Origin of the sequence: Sphingomonas sp. Leaf339, assembly GCF_001426195.1 — a bacterium.
Taxonomy (GTDB): domain Bacteria; phylum Pseudomonadota; class Alphaproteobacteria; order Sphingomonadales; family Sphingomonadaceae; genus Sphingomonas.
Map to the genome: position 1 here is coordinate 324,121 of NZ_LMRS01000001.1, position 15,923 is coordinate 340,043.

General features: G+C 66.1%; 12 protein-coding genes. 10 read left to right on the forward strand and 2 right to left on the reverse strand.

The features are described 5' to 3' along the window. Window positions 1-153 precede the first annotated feature (153 nt). The 9 genes from mdh to ASG67_RS01540 all read left to right on the forward strand — a co-directional run bounded on the left by mdh (window position 154) and on the right by ASG67_RS01540 (window position 10,410). The gene (gene mdh / locus ASG67_RS01500; RefSeq protein WP_056524290.1) at window positions 154-1,116 is read left to right on the forward strand and encodes a malate dehydrogenase; all 963 of its coding nucleotides are present in this window, start codon (window positions 154-156) and stop codon (window positions 1,114-1,116) included. Between the two features lie 54 nt (window positions 1,117-1,170). Next, window positions 1,171-1,467, forward strand: a complete 297-nt coding sequence (locus ASG67_RS01505) for a GIY-YIG nuclease family protein (RefSeq protein ID WP_056524293.1) — start codon at window positions 1,171-1,173, stop codon at window positions 1,465-1,467. A gap of 56 nt (window positions 1,468-1,523) precedes the next feature. Further along, the gene (gene sucD / locus ASG67_RS01510) at window positions 1,524-2,408 is read left to right on the forward strand and encodes a succinate--CoA ligase subunit alpha (protein ID WP_056524296.1); all 885 of its coding nucleotides are present in this window, start codon (window positions 1,524-1,526) and stop codon (window positions 2,406-2,408) included. A 128-nt stretch (window positions 2,409-2,536) separates the two neighbouring features. Then, on the forward strand, window positions 2,537-5,512 hold the full coding sequence (locus ASG67_RS01515; RefSeq protein ID WP_056524299.1) for a 2-oxoglutarate dehydrogenase E1 component: 2,976 nt from the start codon (window positions 2,537-2,539) through the stop codon (window positions 5,510-5,512). Between the two features lie 77 nt (window positions 5,513-5,589). Next, window positions 5,590-6,837, forward strand: coding sequence for a 2-oxoglutarate dehydrogenase complex dihydrolipoyllysine-residue succinyltransferase (odhB, locus tag ASG67_RS01520; protein WP_056524302.1), 1,248 nt, complete (start codon window positions 5,590-5,592; stop codon window positions 6,835-6,837). A gap of 130 nt (window positions 6,838-6,967) precedes the next feature. Next, the gene (gene lpdA, locus ASG67_RS01525) at window positions 6,968-8,368 is read left to right on the forward strand and encodes a dihydrolipoyl dehydrogenase (RefSeq protein WP_056526219.1); all 1,401 of its coding nucleotides are present in this window, start codon (window positions 6,968-6,970) and stop codon (window positions 8,366-8,368) included. A 188-nt stretch (window positions 8,369-8,556) separates the two neighbouring features. After that, entirely contained in the window at window positions 8,557-8,859 is a 303-nt protein-coding gene (locus ASG67_RS01530) for a hypothetical protein (protein WP_056524305.1), read from the forward strand. A gap of 284 nt (window positions 8,860-9,143) precedes the next feature. Further along, the gene (locus tag ASG67_RS01535; protein WP_056524308.1) at window positions 9,144-9,707 is read left to right on the forward strand and encodes a sugar O-acetyltransferase; all 564 of its coding nucleotides are present in this window, start codon (window positions 9,144-9,146) and stop codon (window positions 9,705-9,707) included. A gap of 31 nt (window positions 9,708-9,738) precedes the next feature. Further along, entirely contained in the window at window positions 9,739-10,410 is a 672-nt protein-coding gene (locus tag ASG67_RS01540; protein ID WP_056524311.1) for a PepSY domain-containing protein, read from the forward strand. 3 nt (window positions 10,411-10,413) lie between these two features. On the opposite strand, the gene ASG67_RS01545 is transcribed toward ASG67_RS01540, so the two are convergent. Further along, entirely contained in the window at window positions 10,414-12,306 is a 1,893-nt protein-coding gene (locus ASG67_RS01545; protein WP_056524314.1) for a methyl-accepting chemotaxis protein, read from the reverse strand. Between the two features lie 61 nt (window positions 12,307-12,367). Further along, window positions 12,368-12,787, reverse strand: a complete 420-nt coding sequence (locus ASG67_RS01550; RefSeq protein WP_156460597.1) for a hypothetical protein — start codon at window positions 12,785-12,787, stop codon at window positions 12,368-12,370. A 119-nt stretch (window positions 12,788-12,906) separates the two neighbouring features. Here ASG67_RS01550 and uvrA point away from each other — a divergent pair, with 119 nt between their 5' ends. Further along, a complete protein-coding gene (gene uvrA / locus ASG67_RS01555) occupies window positions 12,907-15,819 on the forward strand; it encodes an excinuclease ABC subunit UvrA (RefSeq protein WP_056524317.1) in 2,913 nt (970 codons plus the stop codon). Window positions 15,820-15,923 lie beyond the last annotated feature (104 nt).

Below are 15,923 nucleotides of genomic sequence, written 5' to 3' on the forward strand. Positions count from 1 at the left end.
ACGGCGGGCGGGGTTACTAAGCCGGCACCTGAACCAAGCCTGACAACATTATTGCACTTGCGAACCATATGCAATAAAGCCATTTAGAGGTTGCCCTAGCAGCATATTGCGCGTACCCGCCGCTTCCAATCACCGCTTCGGAGAAGGATTGGAATGGCCCGCAAGAAGATCGCGCTGATCGGCGCCGGTAACATCGGTGGCACGCTTGCGCACCTCGCTGCCTTGAAGGGCTTGGGCGATATCGTCCTTTTCGACGTGGCGGAGGGTATTCCCCAGGGCAAGGCGCTCGATCTGTCGCAGTGCGCGCCGGTCGAGGGCTTCGACGCCACGATCACCGGCTCGAACGATTATGCCGACATCGCCGGCGCCGACGTCATCATCGTCACCGCCGGTGTCGCCCGCAAGCCGGGCATGAGCCGCGACGATCTGCTCGGCATCAACCTGAAGGTGATGAAGGCGGTCGGCGAGGGCATCAAGAACAACGCCCCCGACGCGTTCGTCATCTGCATCACCAACCCGCTCGACGCGATGGTGTGGGCGCTGCGTGAATTCTCAGGCCTGCCGCACAACAAGGTCGTCGGCATGGCCGGCGTGCTCGATTCGGCACGCTTCAGCCACTTCCTCGCCGACGAGTTCAAGGTGTCGGTCAAGGACGTGACCAGCTTCGTGCTGGGCGGCCACGGCGACACGATGGTCCCGGTCATCAGCTATTCGACCGTGTCGGGCATCCCCATCCCCGACCTGATCGAAATGGGCATGTCGACGCAGGAGAATATCGACGCGATCGTCAAGCGTACGCGCGGCGGCGGCGGCGAGATCGTCGGCCTGCTGAAGACCGGCAGCGCCTATTACGCCCCCGCGACTAGCGGCATCGCGATGGCCGAGGCGTATCTGTACGACCAGAAGCGCGTCCTGCCCGCCGCGGCCTATGTGAACGGCGAATATGGCGTGGCGGACCTGTATGTCGGCGTGCCGGTGGTGATCGGGGCCGGCGGCGTCGAGAAGATCGTCGAGATCAAGCTGGACGACGAGGCAAAGGCCAACCTCACGGTGTCGGTCGATGCGGTCAAGGAACTGCTCGTCGCCTGCAAGGGCATCGACGGTTCGCTGAACTGAGTTGACTAATCTGTTCCCCGGCGAAGGCCGGGGCCCAGTTGGGAACGTTTCGAGGTGGAAAAGGCCGGGTTCGTCTACATCATGGCGAACGAACGAAACGGCACGATCTATCTCGGGGTGACCAGCGATCTGGCGAAGCGGGTGTGGGAACACCGCAACGCCATCGTCGCCGGGTTCACGAAGAAATACGGTTGTTATTTGCTCGTCTGGTACGAGTCATATGACGACCTGAAAGCCGCCAGGCAGCGAGAGCTGCGGATGAAGGAATGGAAACGGGTCTGGAAGGTGAAAGAAATCGAAGGGATGAACCCAGAATGGGAAGATCTGTTCGATACGCTGTTGCCAAACTGACCCGCTTTCCCAACTGGGCCCCGGCCTCCGCCGGGGAACAAGAGGAAGAGAATTAGATGAGCATCCTCGTCGACCGTAATACCAAGGTCATCACCCAGGGCATGACCGGCGAAACCGGCAGCTTCCATACCAAGGCGGCGCTGGAATACGGCACGCAGATGGTCGGCGGCGTCACGCCGGGCAAGGGCGGCACCACGCACCTCGACCTGCCGGTGTACAACACCGTGGCCGAAGCCAAGGCGAAGACCGGCGCGACCGCGTCGGTGATCTACGTGCCGCCGCCCTTCGCCGCCGATTCGATCCTTGAGGCGATTGATGCCGATATCGAACTGATCGTCGCGATCACCGAGGGTATTCCGGTACTCGACATGGTCAAGGTGAAGCGTGCGCTGTCGGGTTCGAAGTCGCGGCTGATCGGTCCGAACTGCCCTGGCGTGCTGACGCCCGGCCAGTGCAAGATCGGCATCATGCCCGGCTCGATCTTTAAGCAGGGTTCGGTCGGCGTCGTCTCGCGCTCCGGCACGCTGACCTATGAGGCGGTGTTCCAGACCTCGAACGCCGGTCTCGGCCAGACCACGGCGGTCGGTATCGGCGGCGATCCCGTCAACGGCACGAACTTCATCGACGTGCTGGAGTTGTTCCTCGCCGATGACGCGACGGAATCGATCATCATGATCGGCGAAATTGGCGGCGACGCCGAGGAGCAGGCCGCACAGTTCCTGATCGACGAGGCCAAGCGTGGCCGCAAGAAGCCGATGGCCGGCTTCATCGCGGGCCGCACGGCGCCGCCGGGTCGTCGCATGGGCCATGCCGGCGCGATCGTGTCGGGCGGCAAGGGCGACGCCGAGAGCAAGATCGCGGCGATGGAAGCTGCCGGCATCAAGGTCGCGGCCAGCCCATCGGAGCTGGGTTCGACGCTGCTGGAAGTGTTGAACGGCTGAACGAACAATTCCCTCTCCCGTTGGGAGAGGGAGGGAGCGGCCACGGGTCGCGGAAGGGTGAGGGCAGATACGCTGCCTTGCCCTCACCCTTCCCTCTCCCGACGGGAGAGGGGGCGAAGGAATGAACGATGGGCTACGAAGGCCAGGATTTCAACGACATCGCGCAGGGTGTCAGCCCCGCGTTCATCGAGGCGCTGTACGAGAAGTACGGCACCGATCCTGGTTCGATCGAGCCCGGCTGGCGCACCTTCTTCGAGGGGCTGGAAGGCTCTGCGCAGGGGCCGAGCTGGGAAAGCAAGCGCTGGCCGCTGACCACGACGGACGACCTGACGGCCGCGCTCGATCCCACCCAGATGGAGCCTGCACCCAAGCCGGCGCGCGGGGGCAAGCCCGCTGCCGCGCCGGCCGCCGCGGCGCCGTCGAAGGACGACATCATCAAGGCGGCCGGCGACGCGATCCGCGCGCAGCTGCTGATCCGCACGTACCGCGTGCGCGGTCACTTGGCCGCCAATCTCGATCCGTTGGGCCTGTCGAAGCGTGAGATGCCCGAGGATCTGAAGACCGAATATTACGGCTTCACCGATGCCGACATCGATCGCCCCGTCTATCTGGGCGGTACGATGGGTTATGAGTGGGCGACGATCCGCCAGCTCGTCGACACGCTGCGCCGCAACTACTGCGGCAATGTCGGCCTCGAATTCATGCACATCGTCGATGTCGAGGAACGCCGCTTCCTTCAGGAACGCATGGAGGGTCAGGACAAGGCGATCGAGTTCACCGCCGACGGCAAGAAGGCGATCCTGAGCAAGGTGATCGAGGCCGAGCAGTGGGAGAAGTTCCTGGGCCGTAAATATGTCGGCACCAAGCGCTTCGGCCTCGACGGTGGTGAGAGCATGATCCCCGCGCTGGAAAGCGTCATCAAGTATGGCGGCCAATACGGCGTCAACGAGATCGTTTTCGGCATGGCCCATCGCGGTCGCCTGAACGTGCTCGCTAACGTCATGTCCAAGCCGCTGCGCATCATCTTCCACGAATTCGCCGGCGGATCGGCCAATCCCGATGACATCGGCGGCTCGGGCGACGTGAAGTACCACCTCGGCACCAGCCATGACCGCGAATTCGACGGCCACAAGGTTCACATGAGCCTCGTTGCCAATCCGTCGCATCTTGAGGCCGCCGATCCCGTCGTACTGGGCAAGACCCGCGCGATCCAGACGCTATCGAACGATCTGAAGGAACACACCGCGGCATTGCCCGTGCTGATCCACGGCGACGCGGCGTTCGCCGGGCAGGGCATCGTGTGGGAATGCCTCGGCTTCTCCGGCATCCGTGGCTACAACACGGGTGGCTGCGTTCACTTCATCATCAACAATCAGGTCGGCTTCACCACCAGCCCACAGTTCGCGCGCAGTTCGCCCTATCCGTCGGATGTGGCGAAGGGCGTGCAGGCGCCGGTGTTCCATGTGAACGGCGACGATCCCGAAGCAGTGACCTTCGCCACCAAGATGGCGATGGAATTCCGCCAGAAGTTCCACCGCGACATCGTGATCGACATGTGGTGCTATCGCCGCTTCGGCCACAACGAGGGCGACGAGCCGAGCTTCACCCAGCCGCTGATGTACAAGGTCATCAAGGACCATCCCGCGGTCAGCGACATCTATTCCAAGCGCCTCGTCGGTGAGGGCGTGATTGATCAGGCGTGGGTCGACGAGAACGTCAAGCAGTACGTTACCCGGCTGGAAGGCGAGTTCGAGGCAGGCGCCAGCTACAAGCCGAACAAGGCGGACTGGTTCGCCGGCCGCTGGACCGGCCTGTCGGCGCCGACCGATGGCGAAACCGCGCGTCGCACCGCTGATACCGGCATTGCGCAGAAGCTGTTCGACAGCCTCGGCCGCACGCTGACGACCATCCCCGAGGGACTGGCCGTTCACAAGACGCTGTCCCGCGTGCTCGACGCCAAGCGCCAGATGTTCACGACCGGTGCGAATTTCGACTGGGCGACCGGTGAGGCGCTGGCCTTTGGTGCGCTGTTGTCGGAAGGTTATGGCGTCCGTCTGTCCGGTCAGGACTCCGGTCGCGGCACCTTCAGCCAGCGTCACGCGGTGTGGATCGACCAGACCGACGAGCACAAGTTCGTGCCGCTTCAGGGCATCGAACATGGCCGCTTCGAGGTGCTCGACAGCCCGCTGTCCGAATATGGCGTGCTGGGTTTCGAATATGGCTATGCGCTCGCCGATCCGAAGACGCTGGTGCTGTGGGAGGCGCAGTTCGGCGACTTCGTGAACGGCGCGCAGATCATGATCGACCAGTTCATCGCAAGCGGCGAGGCCAAGTGGCTGCGCGCGAACGGCCTCGTGATGCTGCTGCCGCACGGATACGAAGGGCAGGGGCCGGAGCATAGCTCGGCACGGCCGGAGCGTTTCCTGCAACTATGCGCGGGCGACAATATGCAGGTCGCCAACTGCACCACGCCGGCCAATTACTACCACCTGCTGCGCCGGCAGATGCATCGCAGCTTCCGCAAGCCGCTGATCGTGATGACGCCGAAGTCGTTGCTCCGTCACAAGCTGGCGGTCAGCAAGGCGGAGGATTTCCTCGGCGATACGCATTTCCAGCGGATGCTGTCGGACACCAATGGTGCGCCCGATGCGGAAACGACGCGGCTCGTCCTGTGCACCGGCAAGGTCGCGTACGACCTGATGGAGGCGCGCGATGCGGCGGGCGACACGGGCACGCAGATCGTCCGTGTCGAACAGCTCTATCCGTTCCCCGGCGAACCGCTGGCAAATCGCGTCGCCCGGATGCCGAACCTGCGTGATGTCGTCTGGGCGCAGGAAGAGCCGAAGAACCAGGGTTACTGGTTCTTCGTCGAGCCGCTGATCGAGGAATCGCTCGCCGCCGCGAATGCTACCGTGAAGCGCGCGCGCTTTGCCGGTCGCACCGCCGCGGCCTCGCCCGCCACCGGCCTGATGAAGCGGCACACCGCCGAACAGGGCGCGCTGGTCGCCGATGCGCTGGGGCATAACGTCCGCGAGGAAATCCGCCGGACGCGCGCCGAAGACAGCACAACCACCGCCCGGCCCGCCCAGGCACCGAGCAGCTAGAACATTCATCACGGACGACCGCCGCCGGTCGTCCGGGCAACTGGTCCCGGCTTCCGGCGGGGTAGAAGGATAGAAACATGGCAACCGAAGTCACCGTCCCGGTCCTGGGCGAATCGATCACCGAAGCGACGCTCGGCGAATGGCTGAAGCAGCCGGGCGACGCGGTCGCGCTCGACGAGCCGATCGCCAGCCTTGAGACCGACAAGGTGTCGGTCGAGGTGCCGAGCCCCGTCGCGGGCGTGATGGGCCAGCACGCCGTCGCCGTCGGCGACACGGTGCAGGTCGGCGCGATGATCGCGACGATCGATGCGGCTGGCGATGCGCCCGCTCAGGCGGCGGCACCCACGCCTGCGGTGACCGCAGCGCCCGCTGCAGCGGCACCAGCCCCGGCACCAGCCCCCGCCGCTGCGCCAGCGGAAGAAACCCAGGGTGACGGCCCCGCCGCGCTCAGCCCCTCGGTCCGCCGGGCGGTGTTGGAACACGGCGTCGATCCCGCGACGATCAAGGGCACCGGCAAGGACGGCCGCATCACCAAGGAAGATGTCGAGGCCGCCGCCAGCGCGAAGCCGGCCGCTGCACCGGCGCCGGCCGCTGCCACCGCTCCCGCACCGGCCGCGACCGGCGGGCGCAAGGAGGAGCGCGTCCGCATGACGCGCCTACGCCAGACGATCGCCAAGCGTCTGAAGGAAGCGCAGAACACCGCCGCGATGCTGACGACGTTCAACGACGTCGACATGACCGCGGTGATCGAGGCCCGCGCGAAGTACAAGGACCTGTTCGAGAAGAAGCATGGCGTCCGCCTCGGCTTCATGGGCTTCTTCGTGAAGGCCGCGACGATGGCGCTGAAGGACATCCCCTCGGTCAACGCCTCGATCGACGGCGACGACATCGTCTATCACGATTACGCCGATATCTCGGTCGCGGTGTCTTCGCCCGGCGGGCTCGTCGTGCCGGTGATCCGCGATGCGCAGGACCTGACGGTCGCCGGCATCGAGAAGACGATCGGCGACTTCGGCAAGCGCGCCAAGGAAGGCACGCTGAAGATGGACGAGATGAAGGGCGGCACCTTCACCATCTCGAACGGCGGCGTGTTCGGCTCGCTGATGTCGACCCCGATCATCAATCCGCCGCAGTCGGCGGTGCTGGGCCTCCACCGTATCGAGGACCGTCCGGTCGTCCGCGACGGCCAGGTCGTGGTGCGCCCGATGATGTACCTCGCCCTCAGCTACGACCACCGCCTGATCGACGGTCGTGAGGCGGTGACTTTCCTCGTCGCGCTGAAGAACGCGATCGAGGATCCGACGCGCATCCTGATCGACCTGTAAGACATAAAGAACGGCCTGTACCCCGGCGGAGGCCGGGGCCCAGTTGGGAAGGCAGATGTAACGGGGCGCAGCGTTCACTATATCTGCCCCGCAACTGGGCCCCGGCCTCCGCCGGGGAACGGAGATGAAGATGGCTACCGAATACGACTATGACGTCCTTGTGATCGGCGCCGGCCCGGGTGGCTATGTCGCCGCGATCCGCGCCGCGCAGCTAGGCCTGCGTACCGCCTGCGTCGAGGCGCGCGAGACGCTGGGCGGCACCTGCCTCAACGTCGGCTGCATCCCGTCCAAGGCGCTGCTCCACGCGTCCGAACTATATGCGGAGGCGACCGGCGGTCATCTCGCCAAGTTCGGCGTCGATATTCAGGGCGTGACGCTCAACCTCGACCAAATGCATGCCGAAAAGGCCAAGGCGGTCGGTGAATTGACCGGCGGCATCGAATATCTGTTCAAGAAGAACAAGGTGATGTGGCTGAAGGGCAAGGCCGCGTTCAAGGATCACACCACCGTCACCGTGGGTGACCAGACCGTCACCGCCCGCGATATCGTGATCGCCACCGGCTCGTCCGTCACGCCGTTGCCCGGCGTCGAGATCGACCAGAAAATCATCGTCGATTCGACCGGCGCCCTGGCCCTGCCGAAGGTGCCGGAGCACCTCGTCGTGATCGGCGGCGGCGTCATCGGCCTCGAACTGGGCAGCGTGTGGAAGCGGCTGGGTGCAAAGGTCACGGTCGTCGAATATGTCGACCAGATCCTCCCCAGTTTCGATAGTGAAGTCCGCCGTGAAAGCGCCAAGCTGTTCAAGAAGCAGGGCTTCGAGCTGATGACCTCGACCAAGGTCACCGGTGTATCGGTCGATGGCGCGACCGCCACCGTCGCGATCGAACCCGCTGCCGGTGGCGAAGGCAAGACGCTGACCGCCGACGCCGTGCTCGTTGCGATCGGCCGCAAGCCGAACATCGACGGCCTGAATCTGGAGGCGGCCGGCGTGAAGCTGACCGATCGCGGGCAGGTGGGGATCGACCATGAATTCCGCACCAATGTCGACGGCATCTGGGCGATCGGCGACGTTGCCCCCGGCCTGATGCTCGCGCACAAGGCCGAGGATGAGGGCGTCGCGGTGGCGGAGAACATCGCCGGCCAGACCGGTATCGTGAACCACGATGTGATCCCCAGCGTCGTCTACACGATGCCAGAGATCGCCGGCGTCGGCCTGACCGAGGAAGCCGCCAAGGAAAAGGCTGGCGAGATCAAGGTCGGCAAATTTCCCTTCGCCGCCAACAGCCGCGCCAAGACCAACCGCGACACCGATGGCTTCGTGAAGATCATCGCCGACGCCAAGAGCGACCGGGTGCTGGGCGTATGGATCATCTCGTCACTGGCCGGCACGATGATCGCGCAGGCGGCGCAGGCGATGGAGTTTGGTGCGACCAGCGAAGACATCGCCTATACCTGCCACGCGCATCCGACCCATGCCGAAGCGATGAAGGAAGCAGCGATGGCGGTGCAGGGCAAGCCCATTCACATCTAGCCCGGCCGCGCGGCACCGTGGCATTTGCTACGGTGCGCCATCGGCGGCCGGGCCGGCCGGCGGCGCCAAAGCGCCGTCCGACGTCACGGGACTTGCTCCCGTGACGGCCCCCGTTCGGGCAGACACACTTCCTCCTTAAATGCGGAGTCTCTTGGTCAGCGAGGAAGAGAATAAAGCCGAACATTCCCATGTCCGACCAGACTCGCCGCGCCTTGGAAGCCGAATGGCTCCACCTCACCCGGGTAGAGCTTCCCGCCCTTGCGGCCGCGCGCGACTGGCCAGTACGCGCCGACCATTGTTTCCAGCGCATCCTGCTCGACAATGCCTTTGGGGGGCGCTGGTACGATCACATCCCCCGCCGCCCCGCCTACGCTCACGCCGCCCCCGAGATGCTGGCACACGCCATCGCCATCGGCCGCACGGCGATCGCCGGGCAGGCGGACATGGATGATCTGAACCGCCGCTCACTGGCGTGGCGCGGCAAGCGCTGATTTGGTCGCGGCACCCGGCGCAGCAGCCAGCTTTTCCACGAGCAAACCTTGCGCAAACCTTGCGAATAGCGCCGTGCGGCTAGCCGCTTGTTCCTCCCGACCTAGTGCGTCATTGCGAGCGCAGCGAAGCAACCCAGTGTTCCGAACGCCGCCCTGGCTTGCTTCGCTTCGCTCGCAATGACGGATTAGCCGAAGAACCGACCGGCAATCGAAGCCCCGGCGCCGTTCATCCCCGTCGACGCCACCGCGATGGAACACCCTCCAGCCCCGTTCGCTCCCCCATCATGTCCGACACCCGCACCCAGAAACAGCGCATGCTGGCCGGCGACCTGTACAACGCCGATGACCCCGAACTGGCCGCCGACGCACGGGCGATCGCGCAGTGGATGGACCGCTACAACGCAGCGCAAAGCCACACCGCCGACCAGCGTCTGGCCCTGCTGCGTCAGGCATTCGCCAGCGTCGGCGACGGCACTACGATCCGGCCGCCCTTCCACTGCGACTATGGCTACAACATCAGCCTCGGCGATGGCGTATTCCTCAATTTCGGCTGCACGATCCTCGATGTCGTCGCGGTTCGTATAGGCGATCGCACGCAGATCGGCCCCGGTGTCCAGATCCTGACCGCCGACCATCCCCGTGACCCGGCGGCGCGCGCGACCATGCTGGAATTCGGGCGTCCGATCACGGTCGGTGCCGATGTCTGGATCGGCGGCGGCGCGCTGATCCTGCCCGGCGTCACCATCGGCGACGGAGCGATCGTCGGCGCGGGCAGCGTCGTGACCCGCGATGTTCCGGCGGGGGCCACGGTCGTGGGCAACCCAGCCAGGATTTTGCCCCCGCGGTGACGCCCGGCGATCCGTTCGCTATCAACCGATCATGACCACCCGCCGCACGCTTCGTCACCTCCATCTGTGGCTGGCGTGGATCGCGGGCGTGCCGATCCTGTTCTGGATGGTCAGCGGCCTGTGGATGGTCGCCCGCCCGATCGAGGAGGTGCGCGGCACCGCCCTCCGCGCACCCGCCGGCGCGCTGGTCCTGCCGTCGCGGCTGACGCCGCCGGCGGGTGCGCGTGCCCTGACGCTGGAGATGCAGACCACACGCCCGGTCTGGATCGCCACCCTGACCGACGGCACCATCGTCCGCGCGGATGCTGCCACCGGCCGGTCGCTACCCGGCCCGGACGAAGCGGAAGCGCGCATACTGGCCAACACCGCCCGTATCGCGCCGCCCGCGATCACCGGCGTCACCCGAACCACCGCCGCCGCGCCGCCGCTGGAACTGCGGCGGCCACGCCCGGCTTGGCAGGTCCGCTTCGCCGACGACACGCATGTCTATATCGATGCGCAAAGCGGCGCGGTGCTGGCGCTCAGGACCGCGCAGTGGCGCTGGTTCGACTGGATGTGGGGTCTGCACATCATGGATCTGGGTGGGCGGGAGGATACGCGTCATGCGCTGCTGATCGGGTTCGCCGAGCTGGCGCTGGCCGGCACGATCGTCGGCCTTGCTCTGTTGCCGCTATCGGTCCGCCGCCGTCGATCGCGCGGATAGGGGTCAGGCGGCGCGCAGCGTCGCGATGATGCGCCCACATTCCGCTTGCAGCGTTTCGGCCCGATGGCGGACCTCGGCACCGATCTCGCGCGTCAGGTTCGCGGTTTCGGTCGAACCCTGAAACGACCGGGCGATCGCCGCGATCGCGTCGTTCAGGCTGGCCGTGCTGTCGTCGATCGATCCGATCACGTCGCGGATGTCGACGCTCGCCCGCTGCTGGCGGGCGACCATCGCCGATGTCTCGCGGGCCGAATCCGCCAGCGTGCCGATCGCGCGGTGGAGATCGTCGACCAGCTCCACGGCGGATTCCGTCGCCGCCTCGATCCCGTCGATCCGCGTCGCGATATCGCCGGTGGTGCGCTTGGTTTCGGCGGCCAGGCTCTTCACCTCCTGCGCCACCACCGCGAAACCGCGCCCGGCATCGCCCGCCCGCGCCGCCTCGATCGTGGCGTTCAATGCGAGCAGGTTGGTCTGGCGGCTTAGGTCGGCGATCCGCTGCGCCGCATGGTCGATCGCATCGACGCTCATCGCCAGCGTCTCGTTGGCGGTGCGGGCGGCGGCGGACTGCGCGGCGGCGCCCTGCGTCAGGTCGGCGGCCCGCTGCGCCTCGGTGCCGATGCGCTCGATCGTGTCGGCCAGATCGCCCATCGTATCGACGATCGCGTGGACGGCGGTGGCGGTCGCCTGCGCCCGGTCGCGCGCCGTCTCTGCCTCGGTTTGCTGGCCGCGCACGGTCGACAGGGTACGATCGGCGCTGGTGTCCAGATCGGTCGCCGCATCCAGCAGACGCGTCGCCAGCGCGGCAATCGATCGCTCCAGCGTCATCGCGACCTGATGCGCGGCGGTCCGCATCTGGATGCGGTGTTGGGTTTCCTCGTCGGCGCGGACCTGCGCCAGCCGCTCCGTATCGCGGCGCGCCTGTTGTGCTTCGGCCAGCGCATCCTCCGCGGTGCGGCGGGCCGTCTGTTGCGCATCGGCCGCGCCCAGCGCGCTGGCGCTCGCCGCCTCCAATGTCGCGCCGGTGCGGATGACGCGCGCGATCAGGATGCCGGCGATCAACAGGAAACAACCGCCGCACGCCAGCGTGATCGGCAGGATGCGCCGGAACGACGAGCGCCCCGGCAAGACGCGCGGCCAGACGAGCGTCCCGATATGCCCGCCATGCGCATCGGCGATGTTCAGGCTGTCGAGCCCCGCCGCGATCGCCTCCGCCGCCTGCCACCGGATCGGCGGCAGGCTGAAGGCGGTCGACCAGTTGCGCAGGACCCGCGCATCGAGCTGTTCGATGTTGACGATCGCGCGCCACTCCTCGTCCGCGCCGACGCGGTCAAAGCGTTCCGACACGATCGGCATCGCCGCGATCAGCATGGGTTGGCCCCGGACCAGGCCCGGCAGGATCGTCGCCGTCTTTGTGGCGCGCGCTTCCGTTTCGGTCGTCGGCATCCACGCCAGCAGCGCCCGGATGGTCGCCGTCGGCACCAATCGGTCGAGTGACGGCGCCTGCGCACCGCCGGCAAAACGCGCGAACAGCGTCCGGCCGCGGCGATCTATCACGAAGCTGTGCTGTTGATGGCCGACCAGATTGGACGCCGCCCACCGCTGGTCGAACGTCCCGTACACATGGTCGGCGGCATCGTCCCAATGCGCAGTCGCCAGCGTCGATTCGCTCAGATTAGTTTGTTCATGCTCCAGCGCCCCGACCACCGTGGCGCGGGTTCGCGCCACGGCATCCTGGTCCATCTGGCCGATCAGGAACGCGATCACCGCGAAGCAACTGACGATGGCCGTGACGATCAGCGCGATCAGCAGGCGCAGCATCGACCGGCTCGTCGCGGTCAGCCGCCATGGCATCCAATCGGTCGGTCGGCGAAACACCGATAGGATCTGCCCCTGCATGGCCGATACGTATTGCCGGCTGTGCTGAACATCCCGTTAAACAACCAGAGCGGGCCCTTCCTCAGGGTTTGCGGTGGCCGAACAGCCGACCGAGCAGTTGTTCCGCCGCCTGTCCGATCGCCTGCGCCACCGCCTGCGGATCGGGATCACCCACCGCACCCGGCGGCGGTGGGGGTGGCGGCGGCGTATCCGGCTGCGGTGGCACGGGAGGCACCGGCGGCACCGGCGGCACCGGCGCCGGCCGGGTCAGCACCGCGCTGGCCGCCGCGGCCGCCATCGTCAGACCCGCCGCCAGCATCTGCCGTCCCTCCGGGCTGGCCGCGTGGCGCACCAATGCCGCCGCGATCCCCGCCGCCTGACCGGCACCGTTGCCCTTCATGCCCTCACCGCACGCCTCGTGCGCCGCCCGCGCCTCGCGCTCTTTCCGCTTCTGCTTCTTCTTGCCCATATCCGCCTCACGTGCCGTATTCAGGTAACACACATGGGCGTCGCCACCGCCGCCGACAAGAGGGTGTCGTCACTTCGGAACCTCGCAACCGTCACCATGCGTTCCTATCTGGCACTCTGGTTTCCCGTTCGGAACGGAAGTAGAACACCTTCATGCTGACCCACATCACCGTCCGCGGCGCGCGCGAGCACAATCTCAAGGACGTCGACATCGACATCCCCCGCGACACGTTGACGGTCATCACCGGCCTGTCCGGCTCCGGCAAGTCGTCGCTCGCCTTCGACACCATCTATGCCGAGGGTCAACGCCGCTACGTCGAATCGCTGTCCGCCTATGCCCGCCAGTTCCTGGAGTTGATGCAGAAGCCCGATGTCGATCACATCGAGGGGCTGTCGCCGGCGATCTCGATCGAACAGAAGACCACCAGCCGCAATCCGCGCTCCACCGTCGCGACGGTCACCGAAATCTACGATTACATGCGTCTGTTGTGGGCGCGCGTCGGCGTACCCTACAGCCCCGCGACCGGCTTGCCGATCGCCGCGCAGACCGTCAGCCAGATGGTCGATCGCGTCCTCGCCCTGCCCGAGGGCACCCGCCTGTTCCTGCTCGCCCCCGTCGTGCGCGGTCGCAAGGGCGAGTACCGCAAGGAGATGCAGGAGTGGCAAATGGCCGGCTTCACCCGTGTCCGCATCGACGGCACGATCTACGAGATCGACGAAGCTCCGGCGCTCGACAAGAAGTACAAGCACGACATCGAGGTCGTCGTCGATCGCCTCGTGGTGAAGGGCGATATCGGCTCCCGTCTCGCCGAATCGTTCGAAACCGCGCTGAAGCTCGCCGAGGGCCTCGCCTATGTCGACCCCGCCGATCCGGTCGAACCGCACACCCCCAAATCCGAAATCCTCGGCAACAATGCGCCTCCCGGCCGCATCGTATTTTCAGAAAAGTTTGCCTGCCCGGTCAGCGGCTTCACGATCAGCGAGATCGAACCGCGCCTGTTCTCGTTCAACGCGCCGCAGGGTGCATGCCCGGCCTGCGACGGCCTCGGCGAGAAGATGATCTTCGACGAGGATCTCGTCGTCCCCAACCACAGCCTGACGATCAAGAAGGGCGCGGTCGTGCCCTGGGCCAAGTCCAATCCGCCCAGCCCCTATTACATGCAGGTGCTCGGCTCGCTGGCCAAGGCGTACGACTTCAGCCTCGACACCCCCTGGAGCGACCTGCCGCCAGAGGTGCAGGGCATCATCCTGCACGGCACCAAGGGCAAGCCCGTCACCCTGACCTTCATCGACGGCAAGAAGAAGTACGACGTTTCGAAGCCGTTCGAGGGCGTTATCGGCAACCTCAACCGCCGCCTGCTCCAGACCGAAAGCGCGTGGATGCGTGAGGAGCTGGTGAAGTACCAGTCGGCGCAACCTTGCGAGACCTGCCACGGCGCGCGCCTGAAACCAGAGGCGCTGGCGGTCAAGATCGCGATGCAGGATATCAGCCACGCGACGCATCTGTCCGTGGTCGATGCGCTTGCCTTCTTCACCGACATGCCCAACCATCTCGGCGACCAGCAGCGTGCCATTGCCGAGCGCATCCTGAAGGAGATCGTCGAGCGGCTCGGCTTCCTCAACAATGTCGGCCTCGATTACCTGAACCTCAACCGTACGTCGGGCACCCTGTCCGGCGGCGAGAGCCAGCGCATCCGCCTCGCGTCGCAGATCGGCAGCGGCCTGTCAGGCGTCCTATACGTCCTCGACGAACCCTCGATCGGCCTGCACCAGCGCGACAACGACATGTTGCTGAAGACGCTGCGCCGTCTCCGCGATCTCGGCAACACCGTGCTGGTGGTCGAACATGACGAGGATGCGATCCGCACCGCCGATTACGTGATCGACATGGGGCCGGGCGCCGGCGTCCATGGCGGCCAGGTCGTGGCGAAGGGGACGCTGAAGCAACTCCTGAAGTCCAAGACCAGCATCACCGCCGATTACCTGAACGGCACCCGCGAGGTGCCCGTGCCGGCCAAACGGCGCAAGGGCAATGGGAAGAAACTGACCGTCCACAACGCCACCGCCAACAACCTGACCGGCGTCACCGCCAGCATCCCGCTCGGCACCTTCACCTGCGTGACGGGCGTCTCGGGCAGCGGCAAGTCCAGCTTCACCATCGACACGCTCTACGCCGCCGCCGCTCGCGAGCTGAACGGCGCGCGCATCCTCGCCGGCAAGCACGACAAGGTCACCGGCCTCAACCATCTCGACAAGGTCATCGACATCGACCAGTCGCCGATCGGCCGCACCCCGCGATCGAACCCGGCGACCTATACCGGCGCCTTCACCCAGATCCGCGACTGGTTCGCCGGCCTGCCGGAATCACTGGCGCGCGGCTACAAGCCCGGCCGCTTCAGCTTCAACGTGAAGGGTGGCCGGTGCGAGGCGTGCCAGGGCGACGGCGTGCTGAAGATCGAGATGCACTTCCTCCCCGATGTCTATGTCGAATGCGACGTCTGCCACGGCGCCCGCTACAATCGCGAGACGCTGGAGGTGAAGTTCAAGGGCCACAGCATCGCCGACGTGCTCGACATGAACGTCGAGGACGCGGCCGCCTTCTTCGCCAACGTCCCCCCCATCCGCGACAAGATGGCGATGCTGGTCGAGGTCGGCCTCGGCTACGTGAAGGTCGGGCAACAGGCGACCACCCTGTCCGGCGGCGAGGCCCAGCGCGTCAAACTCGCCAAGGAACTCGCCCGCCGCGCCACCGGCAACACGCTCTACATCCTCGACGAGCCCACCACCGGCCTGCATTTCGAGGACGTCCGCAAACTGCTCGAAGTCCTCCACGCGCTGGTCGAACAGGGCAACACCGTGGTCGTGATCGAACACAATCTCGACGTCATCAAGACTTCCGACTGGGTGCTCGACCTGGGGCCGGAGGGCGGCGTCAAGGGTGGCGAGATCGTCGCCGAAGGCACGCCCGAAGTGGTGGCGAAGGAGCCGCGGAGCTTCACGGGCAAGTATCTGGCGCCGTTGTTGAAGGGGCGGGGGCAGGCGGCGGAGACGGTGGCGGCGGAGTGACGCCGCATCGCCCCTAACTGCTCGGCGCGCTGTAATTGCTTGCCCGGTTGAACGAGGCGATGCTGCGTCGTCGACTACCCCGCCCCATTCCGTCGGCGGAGGCG